The following is a 15,769-nucleotide window of genomic DNA, read 5'->3' on the forward strand; positions in this document are numbered from 1 at the left end:
CTTACAGATCGTCAGGGCCCAAGAGCATTTCTGTCAGGCCACGGCCTGCTTTCACCATCGGGAACACGTTTTCGGTTTGGTCCGTGATGAAGTTCAGAAATACCAGGCGGTCTTTGTGCGTGGTGAAGGCTTCGCGAATAGCGGGGACCACATCGGCTGGCTTGTCGATTTCCAGACCCACGTGACCGTAGCTTTCCACCAGTTTGACAAAGTCAGGCAATGCATCCACGTAGGACTCGGAATAGCGCGAGCCGTAATCGATCTGTTGCCACTGGCGCACCATGCCCAGATAACGATTGTTCAGACAAAGAATCTTGGGACTCAAGCGGTACTGTTTACACGTAGACAGCTCCTGGATATTCATCTGGATGGAGCCTTCACCGGTGATGACGGCAACATCCTGGCCTGGATTGGCCATCTGCACACCCATTGCGTAAGGCAAGCCCACGCCCATCGTGCCCAGGCCACCGGAATTGATCCAGCGACGAGGCTTATTGAATTTGTAGTACTGCGCCGCCCACATCTGGTGCTGACCCACATCGGAAGTCACGAATGCGTTGCCGCCCGTCACTTCCCACAGGGACTCCACCACAAATTGCGGCTTGATCAGTTCGTCCGACTTGGCGTAGGCCAGCGAGTTCTTGCCCCGCCAGACATTGATCTGCTTCCACCAGTCGTTCAGGGAAGGCTGGTGCTGCGATTCCTGACGGCTTTGCGCATACAGCTCATTGAACTCGGTCAGCACGTCTTTGACACAGCCCACAATCGGCACATCCACTTTCACGCGCTTGGAGATCACGGAAGGATCAATATCGATATGAATGATCTTGCGCGGATTCTGACCGAAATGACGGGTATTGCCGATCACGCGGTCATCAAACCGCGCACCGACAGCGACCAGCACGTCGCAATGCTGCATGGTCATGTTGGCTTCATAGGTACCGTGCATGCCGGGCATGCCGATGTACTGGTCGGCCGTGCCGGGATAGGCACCCAGACCCATCAAGGTCGTGGTGCAGGGTGCGCCACTGAGCTTGACCAGGTCATTGAGTTCGCTTTCTGCATTACCCAGCACCACGCCACCACCCACGTAGATCAGCGGGCGCTCGGCGCTGTTGAGAATCTGGACAGCCTTTTTGATTTGCCCCTGATGGCCCTTGGTCACCGGCGCATAGGAGCGCATCTTGACCTCGCCACGCTTGGGCGTGTACTTGCACGTTGCGGTCGTAATATCTTTGGGGATATCAATCAGCACGGGGCCTGGACGGCCGGTAGTGGCAATAAAGAATGCCTTGCGAATGGTATCGGCCAGATCACGGACATCGCGCACCAGAAAGTTGTGCTTGACGCAGGGACGGGTAATGCCAATGGCATCACATTCCTGGAAAGCATCTTCGCCAATGGCCTGCGTGCTGACCTGACCACTGATGATGACCATCGGAATGGAATCCAGGTACGCGGTCGCAATACCGGTCACGGCATTGGTGACGCCCGGGCCACTGGTTACCAGTGCCACGCCAACTTTCTGGGACGAACGGGAATAGGCATCCGCAGCATGAACAGCGGCCTGTTCATGACGCACAAGAATGTGCTGGAAGCGGTCCTGCTTGAAGATTGCGTCGTAAATATAGAGAACGGCACCACCCGGGTATCCGAAAACGTGTTCTACGCCTTCGTCCGCGAGCGTGCGCACAACAATATCTGCGCCATTTAATTCAGACATGAGTTTTCCTTTCAGTCTTGCTCTGCAATATCGATCGACCACGACGGTCCGAGCTTGAACCGATGTCAGCAACATGATCTGGCGCTTCATGGTCCACAGGACCACACCACCCAGACACATTACCGTCCGGCCTGCACTCTTCGACACCCAGTGCGTGCACACAAAAACGTATGCGTTAGCTTGAAACGGAAGTCCTGGCATCCCACGCTTGTGACGCGGCCAGCAACAAAGTTTTTAGGCGCAAAAAACCGGGCGGATGGCCCGGTTAACAGTGCCTCGCTACAATTTGCTCGGATACGGAGCAAAAACACCTGGTTACTTTACCTTGCCTGCACAAAGCGAGCAACTGTGATTGTTGGTAAAGTGCAAAAAAACAGGCTTAAAGCGGGCATACGTAAAACGATATACTGTCTACCTATGACGAGCTGTCCGGGTATTTTATGGCATCGCCCATTCCACAATTAAAACAATTCCTGTATAGCCACTACTTTTTCGGTGGACTGCGCCAGTCCATCGGGGTACTGCTGCCGGTCATTATTTTGGGCCGGTTTTTTGGTCACTATGACATCGGGGTCATTGCGTCCATGGGCGCGACCTGCGTTGCCATCATTGACCAGCCCGGCGGCCCGCGCCGCTACCGCAACAATGAAATGCTCGGCGGTATTGCCTTGGGCACGGTCACCGTGGGCCTGACCGGCTTAGCCTCCAGTTCCCCTTTGCTGCTGGTGCTGTGCGTCCCCTTGCTCTGCTTTCTGTACAGCATGTTTTCTGTCTTTGGTCGCCGCGGCGGGCTGATCGGTTTTGCTGCCCTGCTGCTGATGACCTTGACGATGCGCTTTCCCATGCAGCCTCATGAAGTGCTGGCGCACACCCTTTACTCGTTTGCCGGCGGCCTGTCCTATTATCTGTTCAGCACGCTGTTTCGACGCTTGTTCTGGTATCGGGAAGAACGTCAGACTCTGGCTGTTGCACTGTTTGCCACCGCTGAGTACATGGAAGCCCGATCACAGTTCTATGACTCCAGCTCGGATCTGGACGCTTGCTATCGGCGGCTGATCAACCTTCAATCCAATATGACCGAAAAGCATCAGGCGGCCCGCGATGTGGTACTGCGCGAACTGCCACGCGGTCATGGGCGGGGAGATCATCACCGCAAGGCGCTGCTGACCATCTTTCTGAACATGGTCAGCATTCTGGACTCGCTGGTTGCCACTTACACCGACTACACCGTCCTGCGCCGCCAGCTTTCCGACAGCGATTTTATGGTTTTTGCGCGTGACGGCTTGCACAAGCTGTCGCTGGATATTGGCCGCATCGCCATGAATGTTTCACGCAGCGCTCGCACAACCCGTCGCTCCAGCGTCAAAGCGGAAATCCGCGCCATGGAATACGAGCTGGAGAAATACAAACGTCAGGGTATGTCTCAATCCGACCCCGAAACGTATGCCCTGTTAGTCCAGGTGCTGCGCCGCATGCGCAACCTGAACCGGATCGTCGACAGCATGGCCAGCCTGTCACACAGAGCCAGCCAGAATCTTCCGGTCGACCAGTACCTGAACAAATCACTCAGCCGCATGCTGTCGCGCGAAGAACTGCGTATGGGCATGCTGACCAGTAATCTCAAGCTGAAGTCCTCGCACTTCCGCTATGCAGCACGTGTCAGCATCGCCTCCATCGTGGCCCTGGGAATTGGTGCACTTAGCGCTCACTTCCAAAGCGAACTGGGCCTGGTCAGTGCCCTGACCGCTCACAGTTACTGGATCATCCTGACAATTCTGGTGATCATGAAACCGGGCTTTGCCATCACCCGTCAACGTAATGGCTGGCGGCTGTTTGGCACGATACTGGGCTGTGCGGCGGCCTTTCTGCTGCTCAAGCTCACCGATAACCGTGAGCTGTATCTGATTGCCATGTTGCTGGCCTATCTGCTTGGCAACAGTCTGGTTCAATTGAACTTCTTGTTATCCGCCCTGTTCAATACCATTTTTGTCATTCTGTCCTTCCAGTTCCTGTCTACAGGCGGCTCTTTCATTATTGGAGAGCGCCTGGTCGATACGCTGATCGGTTGCGGCATTGCCATGGCGGCCAGTTATTTGCTCCCGAACTGGGAATCCACGGCTATGACGGGCCTGGCACGCGCAGCCTTGGCCGCCAATAAAGAGTTCTGGCGGGCCGGTCTGGAGTTCGCTCGTCTGAGTCGTCTGCACAACCAGAACCTCAGAAATGATAAAGCGGGCGAACCCACGATGACAGAGGCTCAGAAAGCTCAGGTGGATCTGGATTTGATGGAAGCCGACACCGCCTGGCAGGTGGCGAACAAGAATGTTCACATTGCCTTTAGCAACTTTGCCTCGGCCTTCTATCGCATGATGGACGAACCTGTCAGCCGACAAGCCAATGTGTCCCTGCTGAACAATCTGCTGATTCAGAACCATGTGCTGGCCTCGCAGATCAGTGCCGCAGCCCCGCTTCTGGCTAATTTGAGCCAGATTCCGCCAGGCATCCAAAACGCTCTGGATGCGATTGGTGCACTCATCAACGATCAGGATGCAGACCCGCCCGCCTCCATCGAAACGGAAGGCGAACTGGCCATGCTGGCCTACCCAATCCGTCAAATGAGCAAGGCAGCCCAGTTGATTCGCCAGGATATGAGAGGGCTGGAATACAGTGCTGGCCCACAGCTGCCACCCGAGCGCAAGCAGGAGCTGAACCAGCAAGGGGCTTGATGACCATGCCCCGCTTACCTAAGGAACTCACTGTCAGAGCCGAATAAACAAAAGCACAAAGCACAAAGCACAAAGCACAAAGCACAAAGCACAAAGCACAAAGCACAAAGCACAAGAGCATAGGGCGCGAAGCCCTCATCTGGTCGCAGCACTAAAAAGAAAAAGGCAAGGCGCAATATACATGGCCTTGCCTTTCCTTTTCATCTCTGCAACACCGCTGATCCGCTAACGAGCTGCCCCTACGGCGCAAGCCATAAATCTATCTGCGCATCAAGCCTTGGCGTCCTGCTCGGAGCGACGAAACACCAGCTTGTCCTCGCTGGAGAGCTCAGGCTGGAACACATAGCCTTCACGATCAAAGGCCTTCAAAGCCTCTACCGTTTGAACACGATTATCAATCACAAAGCGGGCCATCAAACCACGCGCTTTCTTGGCATAAAAACTGATGATCTTCCAGACGCCATTCTTCTCGTCCTGGAAAACACACTGCACCACGCGAGCTCGCAGGGATTTTTGATCCACCGCCTTGAAATACTCTTCCGACGCAAGGTTCAAGACAACAGGATCAGCATCACCTTCCTGACGCTCGTTCAGATAATTGGCAATACGGCTTCCCCAATAAGCGTACAAATTCGCACCACCGGGATTCCTCAAACGAGTGCCCATTTCCAAACGATAGGGCCGCATCAAGTCCAAAGGACGCAAGGCTCCATAAAGCCCACTCAAGATCACGATGTGATCCTGAGCCCACTTGAGTTCCTTGTCCGACAAATCCGTGGCAGCCAAGCCCTCATACACATCGCCGTTAAACGCCAAAATAGCCTGTCGTGCGTTGGAGCGGTCAAACTTGGGCTCCCACTCCTGATAGCGCTGAACGTTCAGCCGTGCCAGATCGTCACTCAGCTTCATCAGGCCCGCTATATCCTCTTCGGACTGAGTGCGCAAAATATCAATCAAGCCTTGCGCCTGCTCCACAAACAAGGGTTGGGTTTCCAGCTGTGTACGTACAGGAGAATCGTAATCCAGCTTCTTGGCTGGCGAGAGCAATAACAACATGCGCCTATATCCTTTCTAACCAAACAGATAAAGGGAGCCCCCTTTATCTGCCATGAACAAAAAACGCGCTGACCGCGATTAGCGCGCCGTCCAGCCACCATCCAGGCTGAGCGTCGTCCCCGTCATCTGATCTGCAGCAGCCGAACACAGGAACACCGCCGCCCCACCCAATTGCTCGGGCGTCACAAACTGCAGGGAAGGCTGCTTCTCTGCCAGCAACTCGCGAGCAGCGGCTTCAATATCCATGCCTTTTTGCTGACTGATGGCCTCAATCTGCTTTTCCACCAGCGGTGTGCGGACCCACCCGGGACAAATCGCATTGCACGTAATGCCCTTGCCGGCATTTTCCAGCGCCGTCACTTTGGTCAGCCCAACAACGCCATGCTTGGCCGCCACATACGCCGACTTATTCACCGAGGCCACCAAACCATGGGCCGAAGCGATATTGATGATTCGTCCCCACCCCTGCTTTTGCATGATGGGCAAGGCAGCGGCCGTACCATGAAAGACAGCAGACAGGTTCAGCGCAATAATGGCGTTCCATTTGTCGACAGGAAAGTCCTCAATGGTTGCTGTGTACTGGATGCCAGCGTTATTGACCAGAATATCCAGGCCACCCAGGGCTTGCGCGGCCTTGGCAACAAAATCACGTGTCGCCTGGGCGTCACTCAGGTCCGCATTCAGATAATAGGCGTGGATGCCGAATCTGGACTCCAGAGAACTGCGCTCGCGCTCGATATCTTCAGGCTGACCAAAACCGTTGATCACCACATCCGCACCTGCTTTTGCCAATTCGGTGGCCATGGCCAGACCAATACCACTGGTCGATCCCGTTACGATCGCTTTTTTACCTTTCAGCATAGATACCTCGTGAGTATGGACAACAGAGAACTGAAACCTCAAGTGTACTCGCCGCTCTGCATGGCCGGACAAGACGTCAGGAGAGTTTTGTCCGAGCTGAGCGCCCACCCCGCGGGGCGACAGATAGCCCCGTAACACCGGAGTAATCTGTGCTCACGTGGGCATCGACACAGGTCATGTCTGCCCAATCGGAACGGAGAACCCGCGTTTCGGCAGGCAATTGCCCGTCAGACAGCCATACGTTTCCCACTTTAACGCCGCAACATGACAGGCAACTGGCCAACAAAACCGACAAGGCAAATAGAAAACAAAAAAGCCCTTGAATAATCAAGGGCTTTTAAAATTCTAAGTGGCGGACAGGGTGGGATTCGAACCCACGGTACGCTTGCACGTACGCCTGATTTCGAGTCAGGTACATTCGACCACTCTGCCACCTGTCCGCGATTGCTTATATGGTTACAAGCAAGCCCATAAATATAGATGAAAGAATGCGTTTTGACAAGCACTAACCGTGTAGAGTGACTCGTTCCACGCGCACGGTCAGTCGGCGGAACCTGCCTCAGAACCCAAAGTATTCTTTTCGATCAAGGGTTTACCCTTTATTTTCGACTGTTTTGCTTGTTTGCTCTGGTAGGCGGGCCTATATTGGAATCACACATTGATGCATCGCAGCCCTGCCTTTTCTCCGGCAGTCCTTGTAATTCCAGTGCAAAACACTGGACTTGATAAAAGGAATTGTCATGCAAACCTTCCAATGGATTATTGATGCCAACGGCGATGGCCTGTACAGCCTGAATGAAATCCTCCAGACCTTGCGCTGGGCTTTCCGAATTCCAGGCAGTCTAGTAGTGGAGACATTGGGCTCTGTTCCATATCTGTCAGACGTACTTCGTATCCAGGCCTCGGAAGCGACGGGCTACGCCTCCTTGCGAGGTGGGCTGGTCAATATCCTATCGCTATTTTTCTGGGCCGGCCTGTGCCTCTGGTTTCTGGAGATCAACTCCAAGCCCCGTGCGGAACCCCCACAGCGTAAAACTCGCCTGACCCCGCATCTGCATAAACAGAGTGATTCCGCGCACGCTCAACAACTGCACGCGAACCACAATCGCCGCCCGGTCCGTCACCGTCAGGTTGAACGGCACACCTTCTGACCCGACTGCATGGCTCCCCTGTCCATCCGGACAGGGGAAATAGTTGTTAAGAAAGGTAAATCCTGAGCATAGCTCATACGAGTCATGTTGCTTTTGGAAGTGCTTTGGCAGGTTTGCCTAACGTTTGAGCCTGCAAATCCGGGCAACAATCGCTGCAGCTAGAGTCACGTGAGGTGCAGCATATGAAAAAACTACTGTTCGCCAGTTTGATGGCCTTGAGCACCAGCACCGCCTTTGCGGGCGGTGTGAATGTGGACATCAATGTTGGTATTCCCGGGATTGGTTATGGGCCCATCTTCTACCCACCCGCACGTGTTGTGGAGCGCCCGGTTTATGTCGCGCCCCCGCCAGTGGTTTACCATCCACCCCGTTACGTCTATCGTCCCGGCTACGTGGAGTATGGACGCGGCAGCAAAGAGTGGCGCAAAGAACAACGGCGGGCTCACAAACGCTGGCGCAAGCATCAGGAGCGCTACTGGGATGATGACTGACCCATCTGAACGGAGCCAAGCATAAAAAAGGGCTGAGGACCACAACGGTCATCAGCCCTTTCTCTTTTAAGACAGCCGCTTTACTGCGCAGGCACCAGACGTTCCAGACCACCCATGTAGGGGCGCAGAACCTTGGGCACAATCACGCTGCCATCTTCTTGCTGGTGATTTTCCAGCACCGCCACCAAGGCGCGTCCCACCGCCAGACCCGACCCGTTCAATGTGTGCACAAACTCGGGGCGAGCCTTGCTGTCAGCACGAAAACGCGCTTGCAAGCGACGAGCCTGGAAAGCTTCGCAGTTCGAGACCGAAGAAATCTCGCGGAACGTATCCTGTGCGGGCAACCACACCTCCAGATCATAGGTTTTGGCCGCCGAAAAGCCCATGTCGCCCGTACAGAGCTGCACCACACGGTAAGGCAGCTCCAGAGCCTGCAGCACGTGTTCAGCGTGGCCGACCATAGCCTCCAGCGCCTCGTAAGATTTTTCAGGGTGGACAATCTGCACCATTTCTACTTTGTCGAACTGGTGCTGACGAATCACACCGCGGGTGTCCCGGCCACCGCTACCGGCCTCCGAACGGAAGCAAGGCGAGTGAGCAGTCAGACGCATGGGCAACGCATCACCAGCCAGAATCTCGTCGCGCACCATGCCCGTCAAACTGATCTCGGAGGTGGAGATCAGGTACAGGTCTTCGGGCTTGGATTCGGCCGGATCGGCTGGCTCATTGTCCTGACCACCCTTGGTGACCCAGAACATATCATCCTTGAACTTGGGCAGCTGGCCAGTACCGTACAAGGTGGAGGCGTTCACGATGTAGGGGGTATAGCATTCGGTGTAACCATGCTCTTGCACTTGCGTGTCCAGCATGAACTGAGCCAGCGCACGGTGCAAACGGGCCAGAGGGCCACGCAAGACCATGAAACGGGCACCCGCCAGCTTACGAGCCGACTCAAAATCCAGGCCCAGCTTTTCACCCAGATCCACGTGATCGCGCGGCTCAAAGGTGATGTGCGCGGGCTTGCCCTGTTCATCTTTAGGGCCGGGAATCCAACGGCGCACTTCGACGTTGTCTTCTTCGGACTCGCCCACCGGCACGCTTTCGTGCGGCAGGTTGGGAATTGTGGCGAACCAGGAGGACAGCTCGGCCTGTACTTGGGACAGATCCTGCTCCAGCTGCTTCAAACGCACCGGGATTTGCTGGGATTGAGCCAATGCCTCGCTAGCGTCTTCGCCCTTGGACTTGAGCTGGCCAATACGTTTGGCCAGTGCATTGCGCTCGGCCTGCAGAGTTTCTGTTTCCACCTGCACCGCTTTGCGGCGGGCTTCCAGCTGCTGGAAACGCTCGGTGTCAAATTGCACGCCACGTTTCGCCAAGCCCTGTACCAGCGGCTCCAAGTCTTTGCGTAATTGGTTCAGATCTAACATTTAATAGCCATATAGGTGATGGTTCAATCCCGATTGATGTGGTGATTTTAACCGCAAGCCACCACAAGCGCAGCACAGCGCACGCAGTAGCGGGATATCGGGAAATACGGGGGTGACAGGCCCAGCAAGCGCCCGTCCTGTCTTAAGTGTCTTTTTTACCGGCCTGCTCGTCCAGTTGACGCAGGCGTTCCATTTTTTCAGCAATCTTGATTTCCAGACCGCGAGGTACTGGCTGATACCAATGGGGGTCGGGAATGCCGTCCGGCAGGTAGGTCTCGCCCGCCGCGTAGGCATTGGGCTCGTCGTGAGCATAGCGATACGCATGACCGTGGCCCAGCTCTTTCATCAGCTTGGTCGGCGCGTTGCGCAAATGCACGGGTACTTCACGGCTCTTATCCTGCTTTACAAAGGCGCGAGCCTGGTTGTAGGCCTTATACCCCGCATTGCTCTTGGGAGCGATGGCCAGATAGATGACTGCCTGTCCCAGGGCCAGTTCGCCTTCGGGGCTGCCCAGCCGCTCGAAGGTCAAGGCAGCATCGTTAGCAATTTGCATGGCGCGCGGATCGGCCAGACCGATATCCTCCCAAGCCATGCGAATGATACGACGCGACAAATAACGGGCATCCGCCCCGCCGTCCAGCATCCGAGTGAGCCAATACAAAGCCGCATCCGGGTTGGAACCACGCACCGATTTATGCAAAGCAGAAATCTGGTCATAGAAATTATCGCCCCCCTTGTCAAAGCGTCGGGAGTTCAAGGTCAAGGCGTTTTGCAAAAAGTCTGTGGTAACCAGCTCGGTGCCCGAGGTCTTGGCAGCTGTATTGGTCTGCTCGAGCAGGTTCAAAAAACGTCGCGCATCGCCGTCGGCATAGCCGATCAAGGTATCAACAGCTTGATCCTCAAACTCCAGACCCTCCAGCGCGTTTTGCTCCTGTACGCGGCGCAGCAGCCGTTTAAGTTCATCATCCGTCAGGGATTTAAGTACATAAACTTGCGCCCGCGACAGCAAGGCCGAATTGACCTCAAACGAGGGGTTTTCCGTCGTGGCACCAATAAGGGTCACCAAGCCGCTCTCGGCATAGGGTAGCAGTGCATCCTGCTGGGACTTGTTGAAGCGATGAATCTCGTCCACAAACAGGATGGTGTGCTTGCCCATGGTCAGGTTGTGCTGGGCTTGCTCCATGGCGGCACGAATATCCTTCACGCCCGAAAAAACGGCCGACAAGGCAATGAACTCGCACTCAAACGCACTGGCCGTCAAACGAGCCAAAGTGGTTTTACCAACACCCGGTGGCCCCCAGAAAATCATGGAGTGGGGTTTGCCAGACTGAAACGCCAAGCGCAAGGGCTTGCCCTCGCCCAGCAAATGGGACTGCCCTACTACTTGATCCAGTGTTTTGGGGCGCAGTGCTTCGGCCAAGGGTGCGGCGGGTTCCTGAGCGAACAAATCACGCATGGCGATCGCCCTTCCTAAAATGGCAAGACCTGGCCAAGCAGACCAGGTCTATATTGAAAACGTGTGGTACTAAAGCGAACGGCACGCTGGCTCTGACTGTCTTGGCACCAGAGCCACAACGCCTTAGGGCATGGACACCACATCCACGCCGGCGGGAGCTTTGAAAGTAAACGTGCTGGCGCTAATACGGGGGTTGGGTTCCAGAGCGGTGAAATCAATATAGGTGGTCTGCCCAAATGAGTCCTGCAACTCAAGACGACGAGGCTCACTGCCCTTGAAGCCAATATCCACATAGGAAAAGCCAGCATCAGTTTGCAAAGGCGTGGCTCGTATCCACTCCATCCCATCCCGCGACGCCTGCTCGACCAGTCGGAACGAATCTTCCAGATTGCCAGTACCAAACAATATAGCGGCAGGCGAAGCGCCAATAGACTGATCCACTCCACGCTCGGTGACCTGTGCCAGATCCGGGTCGTATTGATACAGTACCTTGCCGTCCGACACGATCAACTGCTCATAAGGGCGCTGCACATGCCACTTGAACTGGCCCGGACGCTGAAACACGAACTGCCCTGACTGCGGCGCACCTTTGGATTGGCCGTTGCTGTCTACGGTGCGCTGAGAGAACTCTCCCTTGGCGGCACGTACATCCTGCACAAAGGAGCGCAATTGCTCGCCGCCCGATGCGGCCAGGGTCAAGGCAGGTGTGGCAGCCAGCAACATGCTGGCCAACAATGTCTTAATCTTCATCTTTGGCACCTCCTGCGGGGACCAGAATTTCACGGTTACCATTGGGCTGCATGGCCGATACCAGCCCCGCCTGCTCCATTTGTTCCAGCAGCCGTGCTGCCCGGTTATAACCGATACGTAAATGACGCTGTACCGAGGAAATCGAAGCGCGACGATTTTTGATAATGACCTGAACAGCCTGGTCGTACAAGGGATCGGCTTCCGCATCCGCCATGCCCGTTATGGGATTGACGCCCTCGCCCGACTCTCCTTCGATGGCGCCTTCCAGCAAACCTTCAATGTAATCGGGCTCACCATGTTCTTTCAGATGCTCGACCACCCGGTGAACCTCGTCATCGCTGACAAATGCACCGTGTACACGTTTGGGCAAACCGGTGCCAGGAGGCAGATACAGCATATCGCCCTGTCCAAGCAAGGTTTCCGCACCCATCTGATCCAAAATGGTGCGCGAGTCGATCTTGGAGGACACCTGAAAAGCGATACGGGTAGGAATGTTCGCCTTAATCAGACCCGTAATCACATCCACACTAGGACGCTGTGTAGCCAGAATCAAGTGAATACCGGCCGCACGGGCCTTCTGAGCCAAACGGGCAATCAACTCTTCGATCTTCTTGCCTTGCACCATCATCAGGTCAGCCAGCTCGTCAATAATGACGACAATCATGGGCAGAACGGACAGTGGCTCGGGAGCATCCGGCGTCAAGGAGAAAGGATTGGGGATAGGCTCTTCACGCTTTTGCGCTTCGCGTATCTTGGCGTTGTAACCGGCCAGATTGCGCACGCCCAGCTTGCTCATCAAGCGGTAGCGTTTTTCCATCTCCGCCACACACCAGTTCAAGGCGTTGGACGCCAGACGCATATCCGTGACCACCGGCGCCAGCAAATGAGGAATCCCTTCATAGACACTCATTTCCAGCATCTTGGGATCGATCAGGATCAGGCGCACATCGGCCGGGTCTGCCTTGTACAGCAACGACAAAATCATGGCATTAATCCCGACAGACTTACCGGAGCCCGTCGTACCCGCCACCAGCAGGTGAGGCATTTTGGCCAAATCTGCCACCACAGGCTTGCCGGCAATATCCTTGCCCAACGCCATGGTCAGCAGGGATGCACTGCTGTGATAGGTCTGCGATCCGACGATTTCCTCCAGACGCACCATTTGACGACGAGGGTTGGGTAGCTCCAGCCCCATCAGGTTCTTACCGGGAATGGTTTCCACCACCCGGATGCTGACCAGACTCAAGGCGCGGGCTAGGTCTTTGGCCAGATTCACGATCTGGCTGCCCTTCACGCCCGTGGCTGGCTCGATCTCGTAGCGTGTAATAACCGGACCGGCCTGGGCAGCCACCACCGTTACTGCCACGCCAAAATCCGACAGCTTCTTTTCGATCAGCCGCGAAGTGAACTCAATGGTCTCTGGCGATACGGTCTCCACATTGTCAGCGGCCGGGTCCAATAAGGACAGTGGGGGTAAATCACTCACCTCGCCCGCCTGACGGGGTGCCTTGAACAAGGTTTGCTGCTTTTCTTTCTCGACACGTTCGGATTTGGGCACGGCTACAAAAGCGGGCTCGATCCGAACAGGCTGCTCATGAACCAGTTGTTCCTGCTTGGCCACGACGCTTTCCGTACGCTCGGCACGTTTGACCTCGCCCACACGCCGATCCTGACGGGCCGACCAAAATGTCATGAGCCGGGCAATCGCCCCTTCAATCAAGCCGCCCAGACGTTCCGCCAGCGTCAACCAGGAAAAACCGAAGAACAAACTGGCCCCGCCGGCAAGCAGGCCCATCAGCACCAACGTAGCACCACCAAAGCCTATCGACGTTACCAACAGTTGCGATAATAATTGGCCCAACTGCCCGCCAGCGCCAGCCGGAAGCTGCCACTGCTGGCCTAGCTCTTTAAAAAAGAGTGATTCCAGGCCCATGCTGCCCAGAAACAGAAAGAAAAACCCGATACCCGTTTCCCATCGCACTCGGGGCAACACGTCCTCGTTCTTGGTGCTGGGCAAAAGTAACGCAGTCAGCCGGTAAAAACCCACGGCAACGCGTTGCACCAGCAGCACAACCCAAAGCCAGGACGTCAGCCCGAAAAGAAACAATAGAAAATCGGCGATGTGGGCACCAAAGATGCCCCCGCCATTTTGTGTAAGGCCGGAATGCACAGAGTGCGACCAGCCGGGATCACCCGGGTCCCAGGTTGCCAGTACCAGACCTAGCCAGGCTGCCAGTGCAGCGAAGATGATCCACCGTGCTTCGCGCAGCAATCCTGTCAGGCGCTGCTGCAAGGCAGAGGGCCCATTGCGCACATTTTTGGATGACCGGGACGAACGAGGGGATGTTGCAGGTATTCTTGCCATGGACTCATTATAATTGGAGATCGTCTTTTTCGGATTTTCTGTGATGTCGACTACTAAGCACGCAAAAGTACTCATTCTGGGCTCAGGCCCGGCCGGCTATACCGCAGCGATCTACGCCGCCCGCGCCAACCTCAAGCCTGTCTTGGTCACTGGCATGGAGCAAGGTGGCCAACTGATGACCACCACGGATGTAGACAACTGGCCGGCCGATGCCCAGGGCGTCCAGGGACCTGATCTTATGGCACGTTTCCAGGCTCATGCAGAACGATTCGAAACAGAATTAATCTTTGACATGGTGTCCTCGGTCGATCTCTCCACCCGCCCCCTGACCCTGCACGGCGATAGTGGCACAGTCTACACCTGCGATGCGCTGATCATTGCGACAGGCGCATCGGCTCAGTACCTGGGCTTGCCAACAGAACAGGAGTTCATGGGCCGTGGTGTGTCCGGTTGCGCAACCTGTGACGGTTTCTTCTACAAGAATCAGGACGTGGCTGTGGTCGGAGGTGGTAACACGGCCGTTGAAGAGGCTCTGTACCTGTCCAATATCTGCAAAACCGTGACGCTGATTCACCGTCGCGATACCTTCCGCTCCGAACCCATCCTGACCGACAAGCTGATGGATCGCGTCCAGAACGGCAACATCCGTCTGAAACTGCACAGCGAACTGCAGGAAGTACTGGGTGATGCATCCGGCGTGACAGGTGCTCGCATCATCAACAATCAGACTCAAGCCACGGAAGACCTGGCAGTGACCGGCGTATTCATCGCCATTGGCCACAAGCCCAATACCGGTATCTTCGAAGGCAAGCTGGATATGCACGACGGCTACATCACTACGCGCAGTGGTCTGCAAGGCATGGCAACCATGACTTCCGTTCCGGGCGTATTTGCAGCGGGTGATGTACAAGACAATATCTATCGTCAGGCCATTACCAGTGCAGCCAGCGGTTGCATGGCCGCCCTGGACGCACAGCGCTGGTTGGATGAAAACCAATAAACCCAAAGCCGTGGGCCGTAGCCTGGCAGACCTGAAGAAGTTGCAAGGTCAGGTCCGCCAGGATCTCAATCCGCCTCCAGCCCCCGCCCGTCCTCAAGCCCGCAAGCGCCCGCGCCCGCCCGACCCGGGTGGCAAGCCAGCCCGACGAGCAGCCCTTGCCAGCACGGGAGTCCAAGATCAAGTTTCTTTACTGGACCCCAGCGACAGAGCCTGGCTGCGCCAGTCCCTGCGCGATGTGGCGCCCTTGAAAAAGCGCGGCCAACGCCTGATCGCCAATCGCCCCGCAGCCAGCCCGGAGCAATTGGAGCAGCGTCGCCGCCACGCAGTGGGCGCGCCCGCTTCTACCCCTGCCCTGCCGCAGGCCTCTGACCTGTATGTCAGCGCACAGGTTGAGAGCAATGATATCCGGCACCTGCGTGCGGGCTGTGGCCCCGATGTCTTGCGCGATCTGGAACGCAATCGTTGGCCCATCGAATCCAGTCTGGATTTGCATGGCTCGGATGTAGAGCAGGCCCGCGAACGACTGGACAATTTCTTGCGTTCCTGTCTGGAACATGGCCTGCGCTGTGTACGCATTGTCCATGGCACGGGCTATGGCTCGCGCAATGGGGAACCCGTTTTACGCCATGCGGTGCGTCGCTGGCTGACCCAATTGCCCGACGTTCTGGCTTATGTTGAATGTGCCCCCAATGAAGGGGGGCAGGGCGCTGTCAAACTCCTGCTGCAGGCTGTGACTGAGCCCGGCGTTTGATTGTCCTGCGTG

Annotated in this window: 12 protein-coding genes and 1 tRNA gene; 5 read left to right on the top strand and 8 right to left on the bottom strand. The window is 56.0% G+C overall.

Annotated elements, in window-relative coordinates; translation table 11 throughout:
• Position 1: 1 nt before the first annotated feature.
• A complete protein-coding gene (gene ilvB, locus FE795_RS12415) occupies positions 2-1,723 on the bottom strand; it encodes a biosynthetic-type acetolactate synthase large subunit (RefSeq protein WP_003801077.1) in 1,722 nt (573 codons plus the stop codon).
• Positions 1,724-2,163: 440 nt separating this feature from the next.
• On the opposite strand from ilvB, the gene FE795_RS12420 reads away from it, so the two are divergent.
• On the top strand, positions 2,164-4,449 hold the full coding sequence (locus tag FE795_RS12420) for an FUSC family protein (RefSeq protein ID WP_131070747.1): 2,286 nt from the start codon (positions 2,164-2,166) through the stop codon (positions 4,447-4,449).
• Positions 4,450-4,719: 270 nt separating this feature from the next.
• On the opposite strand, the gene yaaA is transcribed toward FE795_RS12420, so the two are convergent.
• The 3 genes from yaaA to FE795_RS12435 all read right to left on the bottom strand — a co-directional run bounded on the left by yaaA (position 4,720) and on the right by FE795_RS12435 (position 6,806).
• Positions 4,720-5,505, bottom strand: a complete 786-nt coding sequence (gene yaaA, locus FE795_RS12425; RefSeq protein WP_131070748.1) for a peroxide stress protein YaaA — start codon at positions 5,503-5,505, stop codon at positions 4,720-4,722.
• Between the two features lie 78 nt (positions 5,506-5,583).
• Entirely contained in the window at positions 5,584-6,366 is a 783-nt protein-coding gene (locus FE795_RS12430; protein ID WP_003801083.1) for a 3-hydroxybutyrate dehydrogenase, read from the bottom strand.
• Positions 6,367-6,716: 350 nt separating this feature from the next.
• Positions 6,717-6,806 (bottom strand) — tRNA-Ser (locus FE795_RS12435).
• Positions 6,807-7,106: 300 nt separating this feature from the next.
• Here FE795_RS12435 and FE795_RS12440 point away from each other — a divergent pair.
• On the top strand, positions 7,107-7,517 hold the full coding sequence (locus FE795_RS12440; protein WP_003801086.1) for a hypothetical protein: 411 nt from the start codon (positions 7,107-7,109) through the stop codon (positions 7,515-7,517).
• A 182-nt stretch (positions 7,518-7,699) separates the two neighbouring features.
• Complete coding sequence (locus tag FE795_RS12445; RefSeq protein ID WP_003801088.1) at positions 7,700-8,008, top strand: hypothetical protein; 309 nt, start codon at positions 7,700-7,702, stop codon at positions 8,006-8,008.
• Positions 8,009-8,088: 80 nt separating this feature from the next.
• Here the strand turns inward: FE795_RS12445 and serS are convergent, their stop codons facing one another.
• The 4 genes from serS to FE795_RS12465 form a co-directional block, all read right to left on the bottom strand.
• The gene (serS, locus tag FE795_RS12450; RefSeq protein WP_003801090.1) at positions 8,089-9,435 is read right to left on the bottom strand and encodes a serine--tRNA ligase; all 1,347 of its coding nucleotides are present in this window, start codon (positions 9,433-9,435) and stop codon (positions 8,089-8,091) included.
• Between the two features lie 142 nt (positions 9,436-9,577).
• Positions 9,578-10,891 (bottom strand): replication-associated recombination protein A, encoded by a 1,314-nt coding sequence (locus tag FE795_RS12455; RefSeq protein ID WP_219234981.1) that lies wholly within the window; start codon positions 10,889-10,891, stop codon positions 9,578-9,580.
• Between the two features lie 123 nt (positions 10,892-11,014).
• Entirely contained in the window at positions 11,015-11,641 is a 627-nt protein-coding gene (gene lolA / locus FE795_RS12460) for an outer membrane lipoprotein chaperone LolA (RefSeq protein ID WP_003801094.1), read from the bottom strand.
• Positions 11,631-14,006: a DNA translocase FtsK gene (locus tag FE795_RS12465; RefSeq protein WP_039943203.1), complete on the bottom strand. Its 2,376-nt coding sequence runs from the start codon at positions 14,004-14,006 to the stop codon at positions 11,631-11,633. The genes lolA and FE795_RS12465 overlap by 11 nt, the downstream gene beginning before the upstream one ends.
• A 43-nt stretch (positions 14,007-14,049) precedes the next feature.
• On the opposite strand from FE795_RS12465, the gene trxB reads away from it, so the two are divergent.
• Entirely contained in the window at positions 14,050-15,006 is a 957-nt protein-coding gene (gene trxB / locus FE795_RS12470) for a thioredoxin-disulfide reductase (RefSeq protein ID WP_003801097.1), read from the top strand.
• A complete protein-coding gene (locus tag FE795_RS12475) occupies positions 14,993-15,757 on the top strand; it encodes a Smr/MutS family protein (protein WP_131070793.1) in 765 nt (254 codons plus the stop codon). The genes trxB and FE795_RS12475 overlap by 14 nt, the downstream gene beginning before the upstream one ends.
• Positions 15,758-15,769: the final 12 nt, after the last annotated feature.

The organism is Alcaligenes ammonioxydans (assembly GCF_019343455.1).
In the GTDB taxonomy this organism is placed as follows: Bacteria; Pseudomonadota; Gammaproteobacteria; order Burkholderiales; family Burkholderiaceae_B; genus Alcaligenes; species Alcaligenes ammonioxydans.